19 protein-coding genes are annotated in these 18,411 nt (G+C 67.3%); 8 read left to right on the forward strand and 11 right to left on the reverse strand.

The window, feature by feature from the left end:
* Positions 1-12: 12 nt before the first annotated feature.
* The 3 genes from ACFEMD_RS02985 to ACFEMD_RS02995 form a co-directional block, all read right to left on the reverse strand.
* A complete protein-coding gene (locus ACFEMD_RS02985; RefSeq protein ID WP_394739402.1) occupies positions 13-534 on the reverse strand; it encodes a hypothetical protein in 522 nt (173 codons plus the stop codon).
* Between the two features lie 76 nt (positions 535-610).
* On the reverse strand, positions 611-1,843 hold the full coding sequence (gene ilvA / locus ACFEMD_RS02990; protein WP_394739403.1) for a threonine ammonia-lyase: 1,233 nt from the start codon (positions 1,841-1,843) through the stop codon (positions 611-613).
* Complete coding sequence (locus ACFEMD_RS02995; protein WP_394739404.1) at positions 1,840-3,162, reverse strand: amidohydrolase; 1,323 nt, start codon at positions 3,160-3,162, stop codon at positions 1,840-1,842. Before ACFEMD_RS02995 ends, ilvA begins: the two co-directional genes overlap by 4 nt.
* Positions 3,163-3,261: 99 nt before the next feature.
* Here ACFEMD_RS02995 and ACFEMD_RS03000 point away from each other — a divergent pair, with 99 nt between their 5' ends.
* From ACFEMD_RS03000 to ACFEMD_RS03015, 4 genes are all read left to right on the forward strand, one after another.
* Complete coding sequence (locus ACFEMD_RS03000; protein WP_394739405.1) at positions 3,262-4,230, forward strand: NAD(P)-dependent oxidoreductase; 969 nt, start codon at positions 3,262-3,264, stop codon at positions 4,228-4,230.
* Positions 4,231-4,234: 4 nt separating this feature from the next.
* Complete coding sequence (locus tag ACFEMD_RS03005) at positions 4,235-7,444, forward strand: FAD-binding and (Fe-S)-binding domain-containing protein (RefSeq protein WP_394739406.1); 3,210 nt, start codon at positions 4,235-4,237, stop codon at positions 7,442-7,444.
* A gap of 135 nt (positions 7,445-7,579) precedes the next feature.
* Positions 7,580-7,975, forward strand: a complete 396-nt coding sequence (locus tag ACFEMD_RS03010) for a VOC family protein (RefSeq protein WP_394739407.1) — start codon at positions 7,580-7,582, stop codon at positions 7,973-7,975.
* A gap of 104 nt (positions 7,976-8,079) precedes the next feature.
* On the forward strand, positions 8,080-8,682 hold the full coding sequence (locus tag ACFEMD_RS03015; RefSeq protein WP_394739408.1) for a hypothetical protein: 603 nt from the start codon (positions 8,080-8,082) through the stop codon (positions 8,680-8,682).
* Here the strand turns inward: ACFEMD_RS03015 and gdhB are convergent, their stop codons facing one another.
* Together gdhB and ACFEMD_RS03025 are read right to left on the reverse strand one after the other, a co-directional pair.
* A complete protein-coding gene (gdhB, locus tag ACFEMD_RS03020; protein ID WP_394739409.1) occupies positions 8,683-9,972 on the reverse strand; it encodes a glutamate dehydrogenase GdhB in 1,290 nt (429 codons plus the stop codon).
* A gap of 5 nt (positions 9,973-9,977) precedes the next feature.
* A complete protein-coding gene (locus ACFEMD_RS03025; RefSeq protein ID WP_394739410.1) occupies positions 9,978-11,156 on the reverse strand; it encodes a M24 family metallopeptidase in 1,179 nt (392 codons plus the stop codon).
* 136 nt (positions 11,157-11,292) lie between these two features.
* On the opposite strand from ACFEMD_RS03025, the gene ACFEMD_RS03030 reads away from it, so the two are divergent.
* The gene (locus ACFEMD_RS03030) at positions 11,293-11,643 is read left to right on the forward strand and encodes a 4a-hydroxytetrahydrobiopterin dehydratase (RefSeq protein ID WP_394739411.1); all 351 of its coding nucleotides are present in this window, start codon (positions 11,293-11,295) and stop codon (positions 11,641-11,643) included.
* 194 nt (positions 11,644-11,837) lie between these two features.
* Entirely contained in the window at positions 11,838-12,344 is a 507-nt protein-coding gene (locus ACFEMD_RS03035) for a hypothetical protein (RefSeq protein ID WP_394739412.1), read from the forward strand.
* Between the two features lie 45 nt (positions 12,345-12,389).
* Here the strand turns inward: ACFEMD_RS03035 and ACFEMD_RS03040 are convergent, their stop codons facing one another.
* Together ACFEMD_RS03040 and ACFEMD_RS03045 are read right to left on the reverse strand one after the other, a co-directional pair.
* Positions 12,390-12,599 carry a hypothetical protein gene (locus ACFEMD_RS03040; protein ID WP_394739413.1) on the reverse strand — a complete coding sequence of 70 codons (210 nt, stop codon included), beginning with the start codon at positions 12,597-12,599 and terminating at the stop codon, positions 12,390-12,392.
* Between the two features lie 116 nt (positions 12,600-12,715).
* Entirely contained in the window at positions 12,716-14,140 is a 1,425-nt protein-coding gene (locus ACFEMD_RS03045) for an amidohydrolase family protein (RefSeq protein WP_394739414.1), read from the reverse strand.
* A gap of 122 nt (positions 14,141-14,262) precedes the next feature.
* Here ACFEMD_RS03045 and pyrE point away from each other — a divergent pair, with 122 nt between their 5' ends.
* Positions 14,263-14,790, forward strand: coding sequence for an orotate phosphoribosyltransferase (pyrE, locus tag ACFEMD_RS03050; protein ID WP_394739415.1), 528 nt, complete (start codon positions 14,263-14,265; stop codon positions 14,788-14,790).
* Between the two features lie 28 nt (positions 14,791-14,818).
* On the forward strand, positions 14,819-15,322 hold the full coding sequence (locus tag ACFEMD_RS03055) for an NUDIX hydrolase (RefSeq protein WP_394739416.1): 504 nt from the start codon (positions 14,819-14,821) through the stop codon (positions 15,320-15,322).
* Between the two features lie 30 nt (positions 15,323-15,352).
* Here ACFEMD_RS03055 and ACFEMD_RS03060 read toward each other — a convergent pair whose 3' ends face one another.
* Genes ACFEMD_RS03060 through tenA form a run of 4 tightly spaced genes read right to left on the reverse strand, consistent with a single transcriptional unit; the run spans position 15,353 to position 18,168 of the window.
* Positions 15,353-15,994 carry a class II aldolase/adducin family protein gene (locus ACFEMD_RS03060; protein WP_394739417.1) on the reverse strand — a complete coding sequence of 214 codons (642 nt, stop codon included), beginning with the start codon at positions 15,992-15,994 and terminating at the stop codon, positions 15,353-15,355.
* Entirely contained in the window at positions 15,991-16,692 is a 702-nt protein-coding gene (locus ACFEMD_RS03065; RefSeq protein ID WP_394739418.1) for an HAD family hydrolase, read from the reverse strand. The genes ACFEMD_RS03060 and ACFEMD_RS03065 overlap by 4 nt, the downstream gene beginning before the upstream one ends.
* A gap of 58 nt (positions 16,693-16,750) precedes the next feature.
* Complete coding sequence (locus tag ACFEMD_RS03070; protein ID WP_394739419.1) at positions 16,751-17,521, reverse strand: TenA family protein; 771 nt, start codon at positions 17,519-17,521, stop codon at positions 16,751-16,753.
* Positions 17,509-18,168 (reverse strand): thiaminase II, encoded by a 660-nt coding sequence (gene tenA / locus ACFEMD_RS03075; protein ID WP_394739420.1) that lies wholly within the window; start codon positions 18,166-18,168, stop codon positions 17,509-17,511. Before tenA ends, ACFEMD_RS03070 begins: the two co-directional genes overlap by 13 nt.
* Positions 18,169-18,411: the final 243 nt, after the last annotated feature.

Here is an 18,411-nt window from a genome sequence, read left to right on the forward strand (position 1 = left end):
TTCGAGCCGATACTACGCGTCGGCCGGGCGATCACTGCCGTTTCTTTCTGGCCCCGGCTCCCCTCGAACCGCCCCTAACCGAGCGAGAGCCGCACCCGCAAAGACGTAACCGGTGATCGGGAGCGCGACCCGCACCGTCAGAGAGGCAACCTCGAGGACGCGCACGAAGACGCCGGGATCGCCGAACGAACGGGCTCCCCACAGCAGCTGTTCTGCCGCTCCGACGAGGACGACGCCCGCAGCACTCCCGATCGCAACCGCGACGACGAATCGACGGTACTCTCGAGTCAGGTCGATCCGCCGACCGAGGGCGTAGCCGACCCCGATCGCGATTCCGGCGAGGAGCAGCTGGTCGAGGATACCGACCGCCGCCCCGTACGCGGCGACGGTCTCCTCGCGGGTGCCAAGCGTCGGCAGTACGTCCGGACCGTCGCCGCGCTGGACGAGGCCGCCGAGAAGTTCCGTCGCCCGAGAGAGGAGGACGAACAGCACGGTTACGAGGGCGGCGACGACGCCCGTCTCGTGAACTTTCATACAGAAGGTCAATATTAGAAACAAATAGTACTGTCGGCCCGCTACGGTCGGCTACGAGTCGGCGACGCGTCCCCGCCTACTCGAGCCCGCTCTTGACGACCGAGACATCCTCGAGTTCCGACAGCGACTCGAGAACGCCCCGCAAGTGCTCCGGCCCGCTGCCCTCGAGTCCGACCGTCACGGGGACCCGGTTCGGATGGTCGTCGGGGCCGCGGCGGGCGCGCTCGAGGACGTCCAGCGCCGCGCCCTCGGCCTCGACGGTCTCGACGAGTTCGCCGACGGTCGTCGGCCAGCCCGCGACGGCCAGCCGGGCCTCGACGTAGCGCTCGAGTTCGAAGAGGCCGGTGCGGGTCAGCTCGGCGTGCTCGGAGAGGTTGACGTTCCCCCCGGAGACGACGACGGCGACGCGGTCGTTCTCGAGGTCGGTTTCCTCGGAGAGGGCTGCGGCCAGCGGGGCCGCGCCCGCGGTCTCGGCGACCGTCTTCGCCCGCTCGGCGAGCAGGGTGACGGCGGTCGCGAGCTCGCGGTCCGTGACGCCGACGACGTCGTCGACGACCTCGCGGGCGTTCGCGAAGGTGGTCTCGAGCATCCGCGTGTCGGCGATCCCCTCCGCGACGGTGTCGACGTCCGCGAGTTCGTGGATGCGGTCGTTCTCGAGGGCGGGTTTGGCGTGGAGCGCCCCCTCGGGCTGGACGCCGATCACCCGAACGTCGGGGTCGGCGGCCTTCACGACGGTGCCGATCCCCGAGATCAGCCCCCCGCCGCCGATGGCGACGAGGACGGTGTCGAGCTCGGGATACTGCTCGAGCAGCTCCAGTCCGACCGTTCCCTGGCCCGCGATGATCGCCTCGTCGTCGAAGGGGTGGACGAACGTCTCGCCCGTCTCCTCGGCCCGCTCGAGGGCGTACTCGTAGGAGCGCTCGTAGATCTCGCCCTCGACGATCACCTCGGCGCCGTAGCCGCGGGTGGCCTCGATCTTCGCCGCGGGAGTGACTTCGGGGACGACGATGGTCGTCTCGATCCCCAGGAGGTCGCCCGCCAGCGCGACGCCCTGGGCGTGGTTGCCCGCGCTCGAGGCGATAACCCCCGCCCCCCGTTCGCGCTCCGAGAGCTGGGCCATCCGGTTGTACGCCCCCCGGATCTTGAACGAGCCCGCCCGCTGGACGTTCTCGAGTTTGAGCCCGACCGATGCCGCGCCGCTCAGTTCGGCGAACGTCCGCGAGGTGTCCAGCGGGGTGCGGTGGACGACGTCGCCGATCCGATCGCGAGCGGCCTCGACGTCTTCGCGGGAGATTCGGCGGTCGCTCACCGCGTCCCCTCCGTCGCCGGTGACGACCGCGATCCCCTTCGAGGCCCTCGATCCTCGAGCGCGCGGATCGTCTCCACGAGGACGGCGGCGCCGTGCTCGAGGCTGCGCTCGTCGACGTCGAAGTGGGGCGTGTGGTGGCTGTCGGGGTGGTCGGTGCCGACGATCAGGTAGGTTGCCAGCCCGCCGTCCTCCTGGACCCGCTCCATCAGGAAGGTCGCGTCCTCGCTCGCGCCGAAGTCGGCCTGCTCGATGACGCGGTCGATCCCCTCGACGTCGCGGGCGACGTCGGCGACCACGGCGGCGAGTTCGGGGTCGCTGTCGGCCCGTGGCGACCTGCTGACGACGTCGACCTCGGCCTCGCAGTCGTGCAGTTTCGCCGCCGAGCGGACGACCCGTTCGAACCGCGATTCGACGTACTCCATCAGCTCGGTCGTCTCGCCGCGGGCCTCCGCTTCCATTCGCGCTTTTTCGGCGATGACGTTGCTCGCGCTGCCGGCCTCGGCGTACCCGACGTTGACGCGGGTCATCCCGTCCGCGTGGCGCGGGATCGCGTAGATGTTCTCGATCGCCGTCCCCATCGCGTGCATGGCGTTCGCCCCCTCTTGGGGCGCCTTGCCCGCGTGGGCCGACTCGCCCTCGATGTGGACGTCGAGGTGACACATCGCCAGCGGTTTCTCGATCCCCGCGATGACCTCACCCGTCGGATGGTCGAGGCCGACGTGAGCCGCGAGCAGGTAGTCCAGATCGTCGGCGAAGCGGCTCTTCGCCATCGGACACCCCCCACCGCTGACCTCCTCGGCGGGCTGGAAGAAGACGACGAGTCTGCCCGAAAAGTCGCTGTCCTTGATCGCCTCCAGCGCCGCGAGCCCCCAGGTCATGTGGACGTCGTGGCCGCAGGCGTGCATCGCCCCGTCGATCTTCGAACGGAACCCCTCGGCGGCCGGGCGGTGTGCGTCGTCGCCCGCCTCCTCGATGAACAGCCCGTCGATGTCGACGCGCAGGCCGATCGCCGGCCCCTCGCCGCGGTCGAGCACCGCGACGGCGCCGGTGTTTCCGTCGGCCATGCACTCGAGGACGTCCTCGTCGGCCCCCCACTCGCGGGCGCGGGCGAGCCAGTCCTCGAGTCGGTCCTCGCCGGGGACGGCCATCCGATCGGCCGGATCGTAGGCGTCGGCGCCGACGGCCAGCTCGTCGACGCCGATGCGCTCGAGCTCCTCGACGAGGCGGTACGTGGTGTAGAACTCCCGCCACGCGGGCTCCGGGTGACAGTGGAAATCCCGGCGAACGGCGGAGAGTCGGTTCCGGATCGGTTCGCTCATGGGAGTCGATGACTCCCCCCACGAACTTAATTGTACACAATTGTCGTTAACGTCGACTACACAAAAAGGATAAGGTAGATGGTGACAACGTGAACTATCATGAGCAAGCCAGATATCGTCGTCCTCCGCGAGGGGACGGAAGGACTCTCGATGGAATCGTACGCCGAAACGCTGCGCGAGCGCCTCCCCGAGGCGACCGTCGAACTCGCCCGGACGCCGAAGGAAGAACGGGAACTCGTTCCGCAGGCCCGCATCGTCACGGGCGTCACGATCGAGGAGGAGCTGCTCGAGGACGCCGATCGACTGGAGCTGTTCGCGTGTACGTTCGCCGGCACCGACCACGTGCCGATGGACGCGCTGGCCGAGCACGGCGTCGTCGTCACGAACGCAGGCGGGATCCACGCGCCCGGTATCGCCGAGCAGTCGATCGCGAACATGCTCGTCTTCGCGCGGAACCTCCACGAGGGGTGGCGGCGCAAGTCGAACGGCGAGTGGCGCCACTTCCAGTCCCACGAGTTCACCGACAGCACCGTCACCGTCGTCGGCCTCGGCTCGATCGGCCAGGAGATCGTCCAGCGACTCGAGGGGTTCGGCGTCGAGACGATCGGCATTCGCTACACGCCCTCGAAGGGCGGCCCGACCGACGAGGTACTGGGCTTCGAGGAGGACGATATTCACGACGCCTTCTCGCGCAGCGAGTACGTCGTGCTCGCCTGCCCGCTGAACGACCTCACGCGCAACCTCGTCGACGAGGACGCGCTGGCGACGCTGTCCCCCGAAGCCGTAATCGTCAACGCGGCCCGCGGAGGCATTATCGACACCGACGCGCTGGTCTCGGCGCTGCAGTTCAACGGGATTCGGGGCGCCGCCCTCGACGTCACCGACCCCGAACCCCTGCCCAACGACCACGAGCTCTGGGACCTTGAGAACTGCCTGATCACTCCCCACACGGGCGGTCACACGCCGAAACACTGGGATCGGCTCGCCGACATCGTCGCGACGAACGTCGACGCGCTCGAGGACGGGCGCGGATTCGAAAACGTCGTGTTCCGCCCGGACTCGAGTTGACCCCATGGCCAGCGACGACACCCGGTCGACGACCGATCACGGCGATCGAACGACGACCGACCACAGCGATCAGACCGCGGCGCCCGAGGACGTGCAGCTAGGGCCGCCCGACGATCCTCGAGCCGAGGATCCCGCCGCCGACTCGCGGGCGGACTACGACTACGTCGGCGGTCGGATCGACCGCCCGAGACTCGTCTCCGACCTCCGGCGGCGGATCGACGGCGAGGTCCGCTTCGACGAGTACAGCCGCCAGCTGTACGCGACCGACGCCAGCGCCTACGAGATGACGCCCATCGGCGTCGTCCTGCCACGATCGACCGCGGACGTCGCGAGCGTCGTCGCCTACTGCGCTGACCGGGAGATCCCGGTGTTGCCGCGGGGCGGGGGAACGAGCCTCGCGGGCCAGGCGGTCAACGAGGCCGTCGTTCTCGATTTCACGACTCACATGGGCGACCTCCTCGAGATCGATCCCGACGAGCGCCGGGCGACCGCGCAGGCGGGGGCCGTCCTCGCCGAACTCAACGACGAGCTCGAGCCCCACGGGCTGAAGTTCGCGCCCGACCCCGCCGCGGGAAACCGCAGCGCGATCGGCGGCGCCGTCGGCAACAACTCGACGGGCGCCCACTCGCTGCAGTACGGCAAGACCGACGCCTACGTCGAGGCCTGCGAGGTCGTCCTCGCGGACGGCTCCGTCGAGCGCTTCGGCGAGGTCACGGTTGGGACGCTGCGCGAGCGGGCCGATCCCGACGGGGATTTGCTCGGACGGATCTACGAGGCCCTCAGACGGGTGATCGACGAGGAGAGCGAGGCGATCGCCGCGGCGTACCCGCAACTGAAACGCAACGTCTCGGGGTACAACCTCGATCGGCTCGTCGCGGAGGCCTACGGCCGTCCCGACGCCTTCGACGAGAACAGCGGCGACTCCGTCGAGATCGACGGCAAACCCGACCCCGACGCGACGGTCAACCTCGCACGGGTCTTCGCGGGCAGCGAGGGGACGCTGGGCGTGCTCACGGAGGTCGAGGTCTCCCTCGAGCCGATCCCCGAGACCACGTCGGTCGCCCTGCTGACCTACGAGGACCTGCTCGAGGCGATGGCCGACGTCGACACCATCGTCCGGAGCCACGATCCGGCGGCGATCGAGGCGATCGACGACGTGCTGATCGACCTCGCCGGGCGGACCGAGGAGTTCGCCGACGTCGTCGCACAGCTTCCCGCGGGCACCGAAACCGCACTGCTCGTGGAGTTCTACGCCGAGGACGACGACCACGGTCGCGAGCAGGTCGCCGACCTGCTGGCCGATCGGCTGTCCGACGAGATCGTCCCGGATCCGACCGCGGACGAGGACGACGCGGACGACGCGGGGAACGCGACCGCCTCCGGCGACCCCGTCCGCGCCTTCGACGCGCTCGAGGCCCACGCGCCCGACGAGCGCGCCGAGCTCTGGAAGCTTCGCAAGAGCGCGGCGCCGATCCTGCTCTCCCGTACGTCGGACGCCAAACACATCTCGTTCATCGAGGACACCGCGGTCCCGACCGAGAACCTCGCCGACTACGTCGCCGACTTCAAGGAGGTGCTCGCCGACCACGACACCTTTGCGAGCTTCTACGCCCACGCGGGGCCGGGCTGTATGCACATGCGCCCGCTGGTCGACACGAAAAGCGAGGCCGGGCTCGAGGAGTTCGAGTCCCTCGCCGACGCGGTGACGGATCTGGTCGTCGAGTACGGCGGCTCCGTTTCTGGCGAGCACGGCGACGGCCACGCCCGAACCCAGTGGAACCGCAAGCTGTACGGCGAAGACGTCTGGGCGCTCTTCCGCAATCTGAAGTCGGCGTTCGATCCCGACTGGCTGCTCAATCCGGGGACGGTCTGTGGCGACCACCGGATGACCGAGCACCTGCGGTTCGACCCCGACTACGAGTTCGAGGCCGGTTTCGAGCCCGCCCTGCGCTGGGAGAACGAAAACGGGTTCCAGGGGATGGCCGAGCTCTGTCACGGCTGCGGGGGCTGTCGCAGCGACCAGGAGACTACCGGCGGCGTGATGTGTCCGACCTACCGCGCGGCCGAGGAGGAAAGTCTCAGTACGCGGGGCCGGGCGAACATGCTCCGCCAGGCGATGAGCGGCGACCTCGAGGCCGAGGCCACCGACACGGAGTTCCTCGCCGAGATCATGGACCTCTGTATCGGCTGCAAGGGCTGTGCCCGGGACTGCCCGAGCGAAGTCGACATGGCCAAGCTCAAAGCCGAGGTCGAACACGCCGCCCACCAGGAACACGGTGCGGGACTTCGCGAGCGCCTGTTCGCGAACGTCGATCGGCTCAACGCCGTCGGCTCCGCGCTGGCGCCCGTCTCGAACTGGGCCGCATCGCTGCCCGGATCGGGAGTCGTCGCGGAGAAGACCCTCGGAATCGCCCGCGAGCGCGACCTCCCCTCGTTCGCCGACCAGTCGCTCGAGGACTGGTTCGACGCTCGAGGATCGCGGGTCGACCCTGTAGAGGCCGACCGCAAGGTGCTGCTCGTCCCCGACGCCTACACCAACTACAACCACCCGCGGGCCGGGAAGGCGACGGTGCAGGTCTTCGAGACCGCGGGCGTCCACGTCCGAATCCCCGAGGACGTGACGGCGACCGGTCGTCCGGCCCACTCGAAGGGCTTTCTCGACGTCTCCCGCGAGCGCGCGCGGACGAACGTCGAGGCGCTCGCCCCGTACGTCGAGGACGGCTGGGAGGTCGTCGTCGTCGAGCCCTCCGACGCCGTCATGCTCCAGTCCGATTATCTGGATCTGCTCGCGGGTCCCGACGTCGAAGCCGTCGCCGAAAGCACCTACGGCGTCATGGAGTATCTCGAGCGGTTCGACCTGGTCGATCGGCTGCCGACCGCAGCGTCTGGTGAGTCCCTGACCTACCACGGCCACTGCCACCAGAAGGCGACGAAGAAGGACGGCCACGCGGCCGGCGTCCTCGAAACGGTCGGCTACGAGGTCGACGCCCTCGATTCGGGCTGCTGTGGGATGGCCGGCTCCTTCGGCTACGAGGCCGAACACTACTCGCTGAGCCGGAAGATCGGCGACGTTCTCCTCGAGCAGATCGCGGGCAGCGACGGCGAGACCGTCGTCGCCCCCGGCGCGTCCTGTCGGAGTCAGATTGCGGGCTACGACGGTCACGAGGAACCGCCCCACCCGATCGAGAAGGTTTCCGAGGCACTCTCGCGGTAATCTCTGAAACCCCTTCGATTTCATCGCCGTTCTCCGGGAGGACCGGTATCCGCGAAGCGCGACCAACGTAGGGAGGACTATCCGTCGCACCCGCGAAGGACCGAGTATGTACCAGTCAGTCGGAGGCGAACGACCGTGAACCTCACCGGGATCGATCACTTCGTGCTCACCGTCTCGGACCTCGAGCGAACCTGCACCTTCTACGAGGCGCTCGGTGCCGAGGTCGTCACCTTCGACGACGGCCGAACGGGCGAGCGCAAGGCGCTGCGCTTCGGTGATCAGAAGATCAACCTCCACCCCGTCGACACCGACGTCGAGCACGTCGCCGCGGCACCGAACCCCGGCGCGGGCGACTTCTGCCTGCTAACCGAGACGCCGATCGAGGACGTCGAACGCCGCCTCCGCGATCGGGACGTCGAAATCGTCGAGGGGCCGGTCGAGCGAACCGGCACCGTCGGTCGCCTCGAGTCGGTGTACGTCCGGGATCCGGACGGAAACCTCGTCGAGATCGGCCGGTACAGGGACGACTGAGCCGACACCAGCGCGGGCCAGTGCCGTCGATGTCGTCGGTGCCGCCGGTTCTTTCGGTGGCCGATACGGAGAAAGTATTTACCAAGCTCCGCCGGACACCCTCTATGAAACGCCGTGTGCTCCTCGGAATGATCGGCGTGGGCGCCGTCTCCTCCGGCGTGCTAGGCGATCCCCACGGACGCGGTGCCGAGGACTCGCTGGCGGAGCGCTTCGATTGCGAGGAGGCGTCGCGGCCGGCGTGTGACCTCGAGAACGTCGAAATCGAACGAGCCGACGACAGCACCGAGACGGCCGACGGTGCCGAGACGGAACCGTACCCCGATCCGCCGATCACCTTCGATGGGGACGGCGTCGTCGCGTTCGTCCGCGACCACGAGCGTGCGTACGCCGGGAACGACGCTCGCTGTTCTCGCGATCGACCCGAACGGGTCGTCGACTACTCGATCGAGTTCGACGACGTCAGACGGTTCGACTGGTACGACGAGATTCACGTCGTCCGCGTGCGGTACGCGGAGACGCCAGGTGGCGTGGACGAGGACGGTGAGCCGTGGGCGACGGCCGACGGCTACGGCGGGGCCGTCTACGCCGTCGACGAGACGGCCGCCGTCAGAACGGGCCTCTCGCTGGGACCGTCGGGCTCCGTCCCGAGCGAGACGGAGACGCCGGATCCCGTCTCGACGGGGACGCTCGTCGACTGCTTCCGATAGTCAGGGCCAGAGTCCGCGCGTCGCCTTCGCCTCCGCGATCCGCGAGAGGGCGACGACGTAGGCGGCGTCACGCCAGGACAGCTCCTTCTCCTCGACCTCCGTCTGGACCTCCTCCCAGGCATCGAGCATCTTCGACTCGAGTTCCTTGTTGACCTCCTCGAGGCTCCACTTGCGGCGGTTGATGTCCTGGAGCCACTCGAAGTAGCTCACCGTCACCCCGCCCGCGTTTGCGAGGATGTCCGGAATCACGTGGACGCCGCGTTCCTCGAGGATCGTGTCGGCGGCGAAGGTCGTCGGCCCGTTCGCGCCCTCGACGACGATGTCGGCCGCGATGTCGTCGGCGTTGTCGGCGGTGATGACGTTCCCGATCGCCGCCGGAATGAGGACGTCGACGTCGAGTTCGAGAATCTCCTCGTTCGAGAGCGTCTCGGGGGCGTCCTGCTCGAGGACGGCCTCGGGCTCCTCTTCGTGAGTCGGGATCGCGCCGATATCGAGCCCGTCGGGGTCGTAGATCGCGCCGTTGACGTCGCTGACGGCGACGACGTCGGCGCCCCACGACTCGAGCAGGCGAGCCGCGTTGGCGCCGACGCTGCCGAATCCCTGGACAGCGACCGAGGTGTTCTCGAGGTCCATGTCGTAGTAGTCGACGGCCTCGCGGGCGGCGATCGCCGTCGAGCGGCCGGGCGCCTCCTCGCGGCCGTAACTTCCCCCGACGACCGGCGGCTTTCCGGTGACGACGCCGGGGATCGTTTCGCCCTGTTGCATCGAGTAGGCGTCCATGAACCAGGCCATCGTCTGGGCGTCGGTACCCATGTCGGGCGCCGGAACGTCCCGCGTCGGGCCGATGACGTACCGCAACTCCTCCGCGAACCGGCGGGTGAGCCGTTCCTTCTCGTCGTTGCTCAGCGACTTGGGGTTGACCGAGATGCCGCCCTTCCCGCCCCCGAAGGGGAGGTCCATCACGGCGCACTTCCAGGTCATCCACATCGAGAGGCCGGTACACTCGTCGGCGTTGACCTCCGGGTGATAGCGCAGCCCGCCCTTGTACGGGCCGCGAACGTCGTCGTGCTGGGCGCGGTACCCCGTGAAGACGTCGACGGAGCCGTCGTCGCGCTCGAGCGGAACCGAGACCTGCTCGACTCGCGTGGGGTGTTTGAGTCGTTCGACGACGCCGTCCTCGACGTCGACGTGGGCCGCGGCGCGCTCTAACTGGCGGCGAGCCGTCACGAGCGCCGAATCGAGGTCGCTTTCTCCTGAATCGTTGTCCTGCTCGGGTGGTGTCGTTGTCATGAGTCTTACGTTGTGAACAGTTTTCGCGGGAACCCTGCAAGGGTTTCGACTCCGTCGTCGGTAACGACGAAGGTCTCGCTGATCTCCATTCCGACTTCGGCGGTCCAGATGCCGGGAATCATGTGGAACGTCATGTTCTCCTCGAGCACCGTCTCGTCGCCGGGCCGGATGCTCGCGGTGTGTTCGCCCCAGTCCGGGGGGTAGCCCAGTCCCATCGAGTAGCCGATGCGATCCTCCTTCTCGATGCCGTACTGGGCGATGGTCTCACGCCAGGCCTCCTCGACGGCCTCGCAGGTGACGCCGGGTTCGGCGACCTCGAGGGCGGCCTCGATCCCTTCGACGACGATGTCGGCGGCCTCCTCGAGTTCGGCGGGCGGATCCCCGACGAACGTCGTCCGGGCCAGCGGGGAGTGATACCGGTGGCGACAGCCCGAGAGTTCGATGATCACGGGGTCGCCGTCCTCGAACTCGCGGTCGGTCCAGGTGAGGTGGGGCGTGTCGGTGTGATCGCCGGAGGGCATCAGCGGGACGATCGCGGGGTAGTCCCCGCCGAACTCGTCCGTACCTCGAATCAGGGCGTCGTAGATCTCGGCGGCGACCTCGTACTCCGGGACCCCCTCGCCGATCGCGTCGATCCCCGCCTGCATCGCGTTCTCGGAGATCTGAGCGGCCTGGCGCATGTACTCGAGTTCCCGATCGGACTTCTTGATGCGGACCCAGCCCACGAGCAGGGTGGTGTCCTCGAACTCGGCCTCGGGGAGATTCTCCTGCAGACGCGTGTAGGACTTCGCGGTGAAGTAGGCGGCGTCCATCTCGAGGCCGATCCGGCCGTCGGCGACCTCGAGTTCCTCGAGGACCCCCGCGAGGTAGTCCATCGGGTGGAGGTCGTGGGGCGAGTGGACGTGGTCGTCGCTGTAGGAGCGGATGCTCTCCTCGGAGAGCCACGTCGTCGCTCGTGCGCCGCCGGCGTCCATCTCGCGGCCGACCCAGACCGGTTCCTCGCGCTCGGCCGTCACGACGACGGCCTGGTGGACGTAAAACGACCAGCCGTCGTACCCCGCGAGATAGTTCATGTTCGCCGGATCGGAGACGACGATCGCGTCGAGGTTCTCCTCGCGGAGCCGTTCCCTGGTCCGCGACAGCCGGCGTTCGTACTCCCGTTCGTCGAAGATCTCCTGGGACATGTGGGCTCTACTGAGGAGGTCGTGCAGCCGAGATAAAAAATTTGTGTATGATGATTACAGTAACTGTGTACGGTTCGAGTCGTCGTCGACGGGTGTGTCGATCAGGTACATGGGGCGGGAGCCCGTACGGTCGCGTATGGCAGAAACCCAACTCGCGGATCGGGAGTGTACCGCCTGCACCGGCGACGAGGACCCCCTGGAGGGCGAGGAACTGATCCCCCTCTTCGAGGACCTCGATCGGGACGTCTGGGAGATCGTCGACGAACACCACCTGAAGGCTACCTACGAGTTCGAGGATTTCCGGGACGCCCTCGAGTTCACGAAGGAGGTCGGCGAACTCGCCGAGGCGGAGTTCCACCACCCCGACATCCACCTCTCGTGGGGCGAGGTCGTGATCGAGCTGTGGACCCACAAGATCGACGGGCTCCGGGAGACGGACTTCGTCATGGCCGCGCGAATGGATCGGTTCTACGAGGGGTACGAGTAGCGCGGTTCGGAACGAGCGCGATTCGGAACGAACGAAGTGAGTGAGAATCGCGGAGCGAGCGGGGAACGAACGTGACCCGCGAGCCCGAAGTGAGTGAGAACCGCGAAACGCGAACGAGGAGGGACCGATCCTATCCTTCTGCTCGAGCCGAGGACGCCCGGAAACGGTTAGGGAGCGCGCGTTGTGGGTCGAGTATGGGCATCGACGACACGCTCTCGGCGCTCCCCGACCCCGGAGGCCACAGCTTTCCGGACTACTCGCTTCCCAAGGGAGACCCGGTCATGCCGATCGCGGTCACCCGCGAGGAGCTACGGACCTTGCTCGAGCTGTACGACACCTTCGCCGCGGTCGACCCGACCGGGCTCGACTCGAATCCGTTTCTGAAGTCGACCACCCGATTCCTCGAGCAGACGTTCGGCACGCCGGTGTACCGCCCCGACGAACAGCTCGTCGACGAGGTCGCGGCGATGCTCAACGACTTCTCGGACGACCTGTCGGGCGAGTCGGTCGGCGTCGTCGACGCGACCCCGAAACACCACAAGACGCTGTACTTCTTCCTGACGACCTGTCGGGCCTACCGCTCGGTGGTGCACATCCAGTTCTCGCCGGACGAGGCGGCGATCGACACCCTCTATGAGATCTACGAGCGCGTCGTCGACCAGGAGATGTACCTCAAGCGACCCCAGACGGTGCTCGAGTAGTACCAGTCATCGTACTGCGGATTGCTGTTCGTAGTCGAGACCGCGTCACAGTTTCCGAGCGATTTCCTCGACAGCAACTACTAGCCGATAAAACAGATACAGAAGATAGACCGAGAGTCCGATGATAACTACGCCGAACAGCCCCAGGAAAATCTGTCCGGTTAGCAACGCATATGCAAGAATCGCAAACAGCACGACAGCAACTCCCGCACCTATTTCGGAAGGGAGTTCTCTCGGTGCGGTTCTGGAAGACATATATCATCAGTTATAGCATAGATATAAATAATTTCCGTCAGGACAGTACAGTTACTTACTACCGAGATAGACAGTCGACCGACACTGAACACGAGTTCCACGGCCAGGATCCGCCGTTACAGCCACCCCTCCTCGACCGCACCGACGAGCTCCGAGTCGGCTTTTCGCCACTCGTCGCCGGCTCGAGCGAACACGTCGGTTGCGCGCTCGTTCGCTTCCTCGAGGATCGCCTCCTCGTCGGCGGTCCGAAGCTCCCCATCCTCGAGGACGACGTCGCCCTCGATCAGCACGGTGTCGACGACGCCCCCGTTCGCCCCGTAGACGAGGTTCGGCACTGCGGTGTGCAGCGGCTCGGTCACCGTCGGCGCCGTCGAGGGGTGCTCGAGATCCAGCAGGACGATATCGGCTCGCTTCCCCTCCTCGAGCGACCCGACCTGCTCGCCGATCCCCAGCGCACGGGCGCCCTCGATCGTCGCGACCCGGAGGGCCTCCCAGGCCGGAAACGCCGTCGGATCGGCTCGCTTCGTTTTCGCGAGCAGCGCCGTCGTCCGTAGCTCCCGGAGGAAGTCGTGGCCACCGGGTCCCGGCGCCTGGTCGGTGCCGACACCCGCGACGCCCCCCGAGTTCCGGTACTCGACTAACGGCGGCGTGATCCCGTCAATCGCGGCGATCGAACTCGGATTCGCGGCCATCCGGACCCCCGAATCGGCCAGGCGGGCTCGTTCCTCGGCGGTTGCGCCGTGGAGGTGGGCTGCGAGGACACGATCGGAAACCAGCCCAAAATCCTCGAGGACGCTCACCGTCGTCTCGCCCGTTCCGTACCGAGCTTCGATCTGGCGCTGCTCGCGCTCGCCCTGAGCGACGTGCATGTGTATCCCCCGACCGTGGCGCTCGGCGCGCTCGCGGATTTCCTCGAGTAGCCCTTGTGGTACCATGTCCAGCGCCTGCGGACCGTACAGCGCCGAGACGCGCTCACGGTCGGCACAGGCGTCAAACAGCGCTTCGTTTCGCTCGAGCCCACTCCACCCCTGTTCCTCGCTGAGGGGATACGGCTCGTCGGGTCCCAGATCGTCGGTCGGGCCGTCGACGGCGTTGATCGTCTCCGCCGCGACGGTGCGGACGCCCATCGGCTCGTGGGCCTCGCTGACGAGCCGTTCGACGTCTCTGGCGTACTCGCCGACGGTCGTTACGCCCGATCGAAGCGCCTCGAGGACGCCCAGACGGGCGCCCGCGACGCGGCCCTCGAAGTCCATCGCCGCCGACAGCGGCCCGAGCGCGCGGTTCATCCACTCGAGCTCGGGGACGTCCTGGGCGCCGCCGCGCAACAGCGTCAGGTCGGTGTGAGCGTGGACGTTCACCAGCCCGGGCATCGCGACGCGGCCGTCGCCGTCGATCGTTCGCTCCGCTTCGTCGTCGAACGAGTCGCTCGAGCCGACGTACGCGAGCCGACCGCCGTCGATTCCGATCGTCGCGTCCTCGAGGATGCCCAGTCGGTCATCGCGCATCGTCAGTGCGAGGACGTTCGTGATCGCGAGGTCCATACCCCGACCGACGACACCCGCTGACAAAACCGTCGGCGAACCGGAACTCGGTGCGGGTGAGTCGAACCGTCGGGCGCTCGGGACCAGACCGCTTATTTCGGTGGAACGCGCCCCTTTTCGCAATGACCAATCAGGAGCTCATCGACGCCCTGCGCGCGGCCGACGCCGTCCGGTTCGGGGAGTTCGAACTCTCCCACGGCGGCACGAGCGAGTACTACGTCGACAAGTACCTCTTCGAGACCGACCCCGACTGTCTCGAGGCGATCGCCGAAGCGTTCGCCGAGCGACTCGAGCCCGACGACAAGCTCGCGGGCGTCGCCCTCGGCGCGGTTCCCCTGGCCGCGGCAACGAGCGTCGCGGCGGGGGCCCCCTACGTCATCGTCCGCAAGCAGCGCAAGGAGTACGGCACGTCCAACCTGGTCGAGGGCCGCCTCGAGGAGGAGGAGGAGGTCGTCGTCCTCGAGGACATCGTCACGACGGGAACGAGCCTAGTCGACGCCGTCGAGGCGCTGCGAGAGGCGGGCGCGACCGTCGAGCGCGCGCTGGTCGTCGTCGATCGACAGGAAGGAGGCCGCGAGAACGTCGAAGAGGCGGGACTCGAGATGGAGGCGCTCGTGACGGCCGAGGAACTACTGGCGGAGCGGGACTGATCTTGTCTCTATTCGAAATCGATCTCGAATGACTGTCGACGTCCCGCCCTCTGTTCCGCGAGAGCAACAGACGATCCGACTCTCACCTGCGAACGTGGACTCGTTTCGGGAGTGGACCGTCGAGGGACCCGGACTGACGGCTGCCGCCCGCGTTACCGACGCCGAGGGCCGAATCGCCCTCGTCCGGAACCGCTGGTCAGACGGCTGGATCGTCCCCGGCGGCGCGGTCGAACCGGGCGAAGCGCTCGCCGACGCCGCGCGACGCGAGGTGTGCGAGGAGACAGGGCTCGAGGCGACCATCGACGACCCGCTGCTCGTCGTCGAGCAGACGTACGTCTCCGAAGCTGCATCTGATACCACCGTTCGACTTTCGGCGCAGTTCGTCGTCTTCGATGCTCAAGCGGACGGGGCGATTCCCGATACCGAGCAGCTGGGCGCCGAACCCGGCGAGATCGAGGCAGCTCGATGGTTCGAAACGCTCCCGGCCGACCTCCACGAGGACGACCTGTTCCGACCGTATCTTCGGGGATAGCGACGGACTGGCGCTGTTCCCGGTTCGCTCTTATTGGCCGTAGGATTCGAACTTCTCGAGCACCGTCTCTAACTGCTCGTCGGAGAGCCGTCGGGGCTCAAGACCAGCCGAACGCGTCTCGAGGTACAATCGAGCCAAACTCTCGACGTGGTGGGTGTTCTCGAGGGCGGTCTCGAGGTCGGGCGCCGTCACCACGAGCCCGTGGTTCTCGATGAACGACGCCGTCGAGCCCGCCTCATCCATCGCTTCGACGATATTCGCGGCCAGCTGATCGGAGCCGTAGGGGGCGTACTCGGCGACGGGAACCTCCTTGCCGACCGCGACGATCATGTAGTGGATCGGCGGCAGCGGCTGGTGAGCGACCGCCAGCGCCGTCGACCACGGCGAGTGGGTGTGGACGATGGCGCCGACGTCCTCGCGGCGGTAGATCGCGCTGTGCATCGGCACCTCGCTGCTGGGCGCCATCTCGCCCTCGCGCTGCTCGCCGTCGACGCCGACGACGGGCGTCTCGGCGACGTCGAAGCTGTCGTAGGGAACGCCGGTCGGCGTGATCGCGAACGCGTCGCCGTCCGTCCCCTCTCGGACGCTCAGGTTCCCCGTCCGCGCGGGGGTCAGTTCGGCCAGCTCGGCGGCGTGTGCGACGACCTGTCGGCGCTCGGACTCGAGGATCACAGTACCAGCTCCGTTAGCTCCCCGAAGGCATCTATCCTGTGGTCGGGTTGCCGCCGTCCCTCGAGCGGGTCGTCGGGATCGGCGTTCCAGAGCACCGTCTCGAGACCCACGGCATTTGCTCCCACGATGTCGGCCCCGACGTTGTCTCCGACCATCACCGCCTCCGAGACGCGCCGATCCAGCCGCGCCAGCGGCAGGGTGAACATGACCGAGCCGGGCTTCTCCCGGCCCGTCTCCTCCGAGGTGACCAGAACGTCGATGTGATCCTCGAGCCCCAGCCGTTCGACTTTCGCGAGCTGAACGCGGGTCGTCAGGTTGGTCGTGATCGCGACATCGATACCGTTCTCCCGCAGGGTATCGAGGGTCTCCTCGACGCCCGGGAAGAGCTCCATCTCCTCGAGGTAGGCCTCCCAGAACGCCTCGCCCAGCGCCAGGGCGTCGCCGGCTCGCGGTTCGCCGGTGTGTTCCTCCACCGCGCGCTTGAAGTAGATGAACCGCTCGTGGGTGGCTGCGGTACCGGAGAGTTCGCGTTTGACCTCCCGGCGACCGGTCTGGTAGAACTCGTCGAACTCCTCGGAATCGAAGTCGTAGCCCAGCTCGCGGGCGGTTTCGCGTGCGGCTTCGAGCGCCGCGTCCCGACACGGCGCGTACGGGTAGAGGGTGTCGTCCAGATCGAAGAGGACGGCGGTAGCTGTCATACGCTACTCGTTACGATCGACCGGGAAACGAGTACCGGTCCGGATGATCTCGAGGGAACTACCTCCGGTCGTCGCCCTCGGCCGACTCGTAACACTCCTCGAAGAAGGCAACCTCGAGGTCGACCGTTCGACGGAACAGCTCCTCGACTCGTCGCTGGCGTCGCGGCGAACACTCGGCCCCGATCGCATCGAGCTGGTCGCGGAGTTCGTCGACGAACGCGACGAACGACCCCACCGCGTGGAGGTCGATCCACTCGGCGTAGTAGAACGGTAGGTCGGCCCCGTCGCTCGGCGGTTCGGTATCGGGGTCGCCGTACTCCGTCGCGACCGCGGTGGCCCACTCCCGGTAGATCCACTCCGCCGGAACGAGGACGGCCAGCGTCTCGGCGTACCCGCCCTCCCGAGCCGCGCGCCCCAGCAGGTCGACCAGCGCGGCCGCGGTCGGCGAACGGTCGGGGTCGCTCCACCGGCCGTCGGGGACGTCCAGCGCGTCGAACGACCGCCGGAAGTAGTCGTTCTCCTCGCCGGTGATCGTCTCGAGGAACTCGATCAATGGCCGCTTCGCCTCGATCTCCGGCGCCTGCCCGACCGCGAAACCGAAGGTCCCCACCAGCGCCTCGAGGAAGGCATAATCCTGCACGAGATAGGTCGCGTAGACGTCCTCGTCGAGCGTCCCCGCGCCCAGCTCCCGCGTGAAGCGGTGCGTGATCGCGTCGGTCCAGGCCGGCTCCGAGCGCTCGCGAAGCCAGTCGGTAAAGCGGGGGTCGGCGGTGGTCTCGGCGTACGCGTCGTAGGACGCCGGCGTGGAATCGGCGGTCACAGCTCCCATCCCTCCCGCGTGTACGCCATCTCCCAGAACCGGTACTCGAGTTTGGCGCTCGTGAGGAACGCCTCGCGCATCGCCTCGTGCTCGCCGGGGTAGCGCTCGCCGCAGCGATCGACGAACTCCCGACACCAGTCGGTCGCCTCGCGGAACTCGTCGCTCGTGTACATCTCGATGAACGGGGTGTAGCGGTGCTCGCCGTCGGCGAGGTCGGCCATGTGCTCGGCGACGTCGAGGTAGCCCTGCATGCAGGGGTACAGCGCCCCGGCGATCTCGGCGATCGATCCCTCATGGGCCGTTCGCACGAGAAAGCTCGTGTAGGCGACGCAGGTCGGGGCCTTCTCGACGTCCTCGAGTTCTTCGACCGAGATTCCGTAGTCGGCGGCGAACTCCCGGTGGAGCTCCATCTCGTGGTCCAGCACCTGGTGGGCGACGCCCAGCAGGTGGGTCATCGTCTCCTCGTCGCGCGCCTTGCCGCCAGCGATCGCGAACAGCCGCGCGTAGTCCAGCAGGTACCGGTAGTCCTGTTTCACCCAGTGTTCGAACGCAGCCTCGTCGAGGGTTCCCTCGGCAAGTTCGACCACGAAGGGGTGGTCGAGCTGTGCCTCCCAAACGTGACCGCCATGCTCGAGGAGGTCGTCGCTAAATGCCATCGGCGAGAGTTGGACTCTCTCGAGGATATAACTAACGAATAAAACCTGTTAATACACGCGACTGTCCGCGGATTCGCCGACGTTGGCGGGTACCGACGCCGATCGCTCGAGGCCCGGTGGGATCCGAGCGCACACCATCACAACGCTTTTATCCCGCTCGAGACAACTCGTATCCACGATGGTAGGTGTCCGCTTTACAGGGGCTCTCGCCCGCTTCTAACCACCACCCACCGTTCGCTGTGT

It is taken from the genome of Natronococcus roseus, from assembly GCF_043677095.1.
In the GTDB taxonomy this organism is placed as follows: domain Archaea; phylum Halobacteriota; class Halobacteria; order Halobacteriales; family Natrialbaceae; genus Natronococcus; species Natronococcus roseus.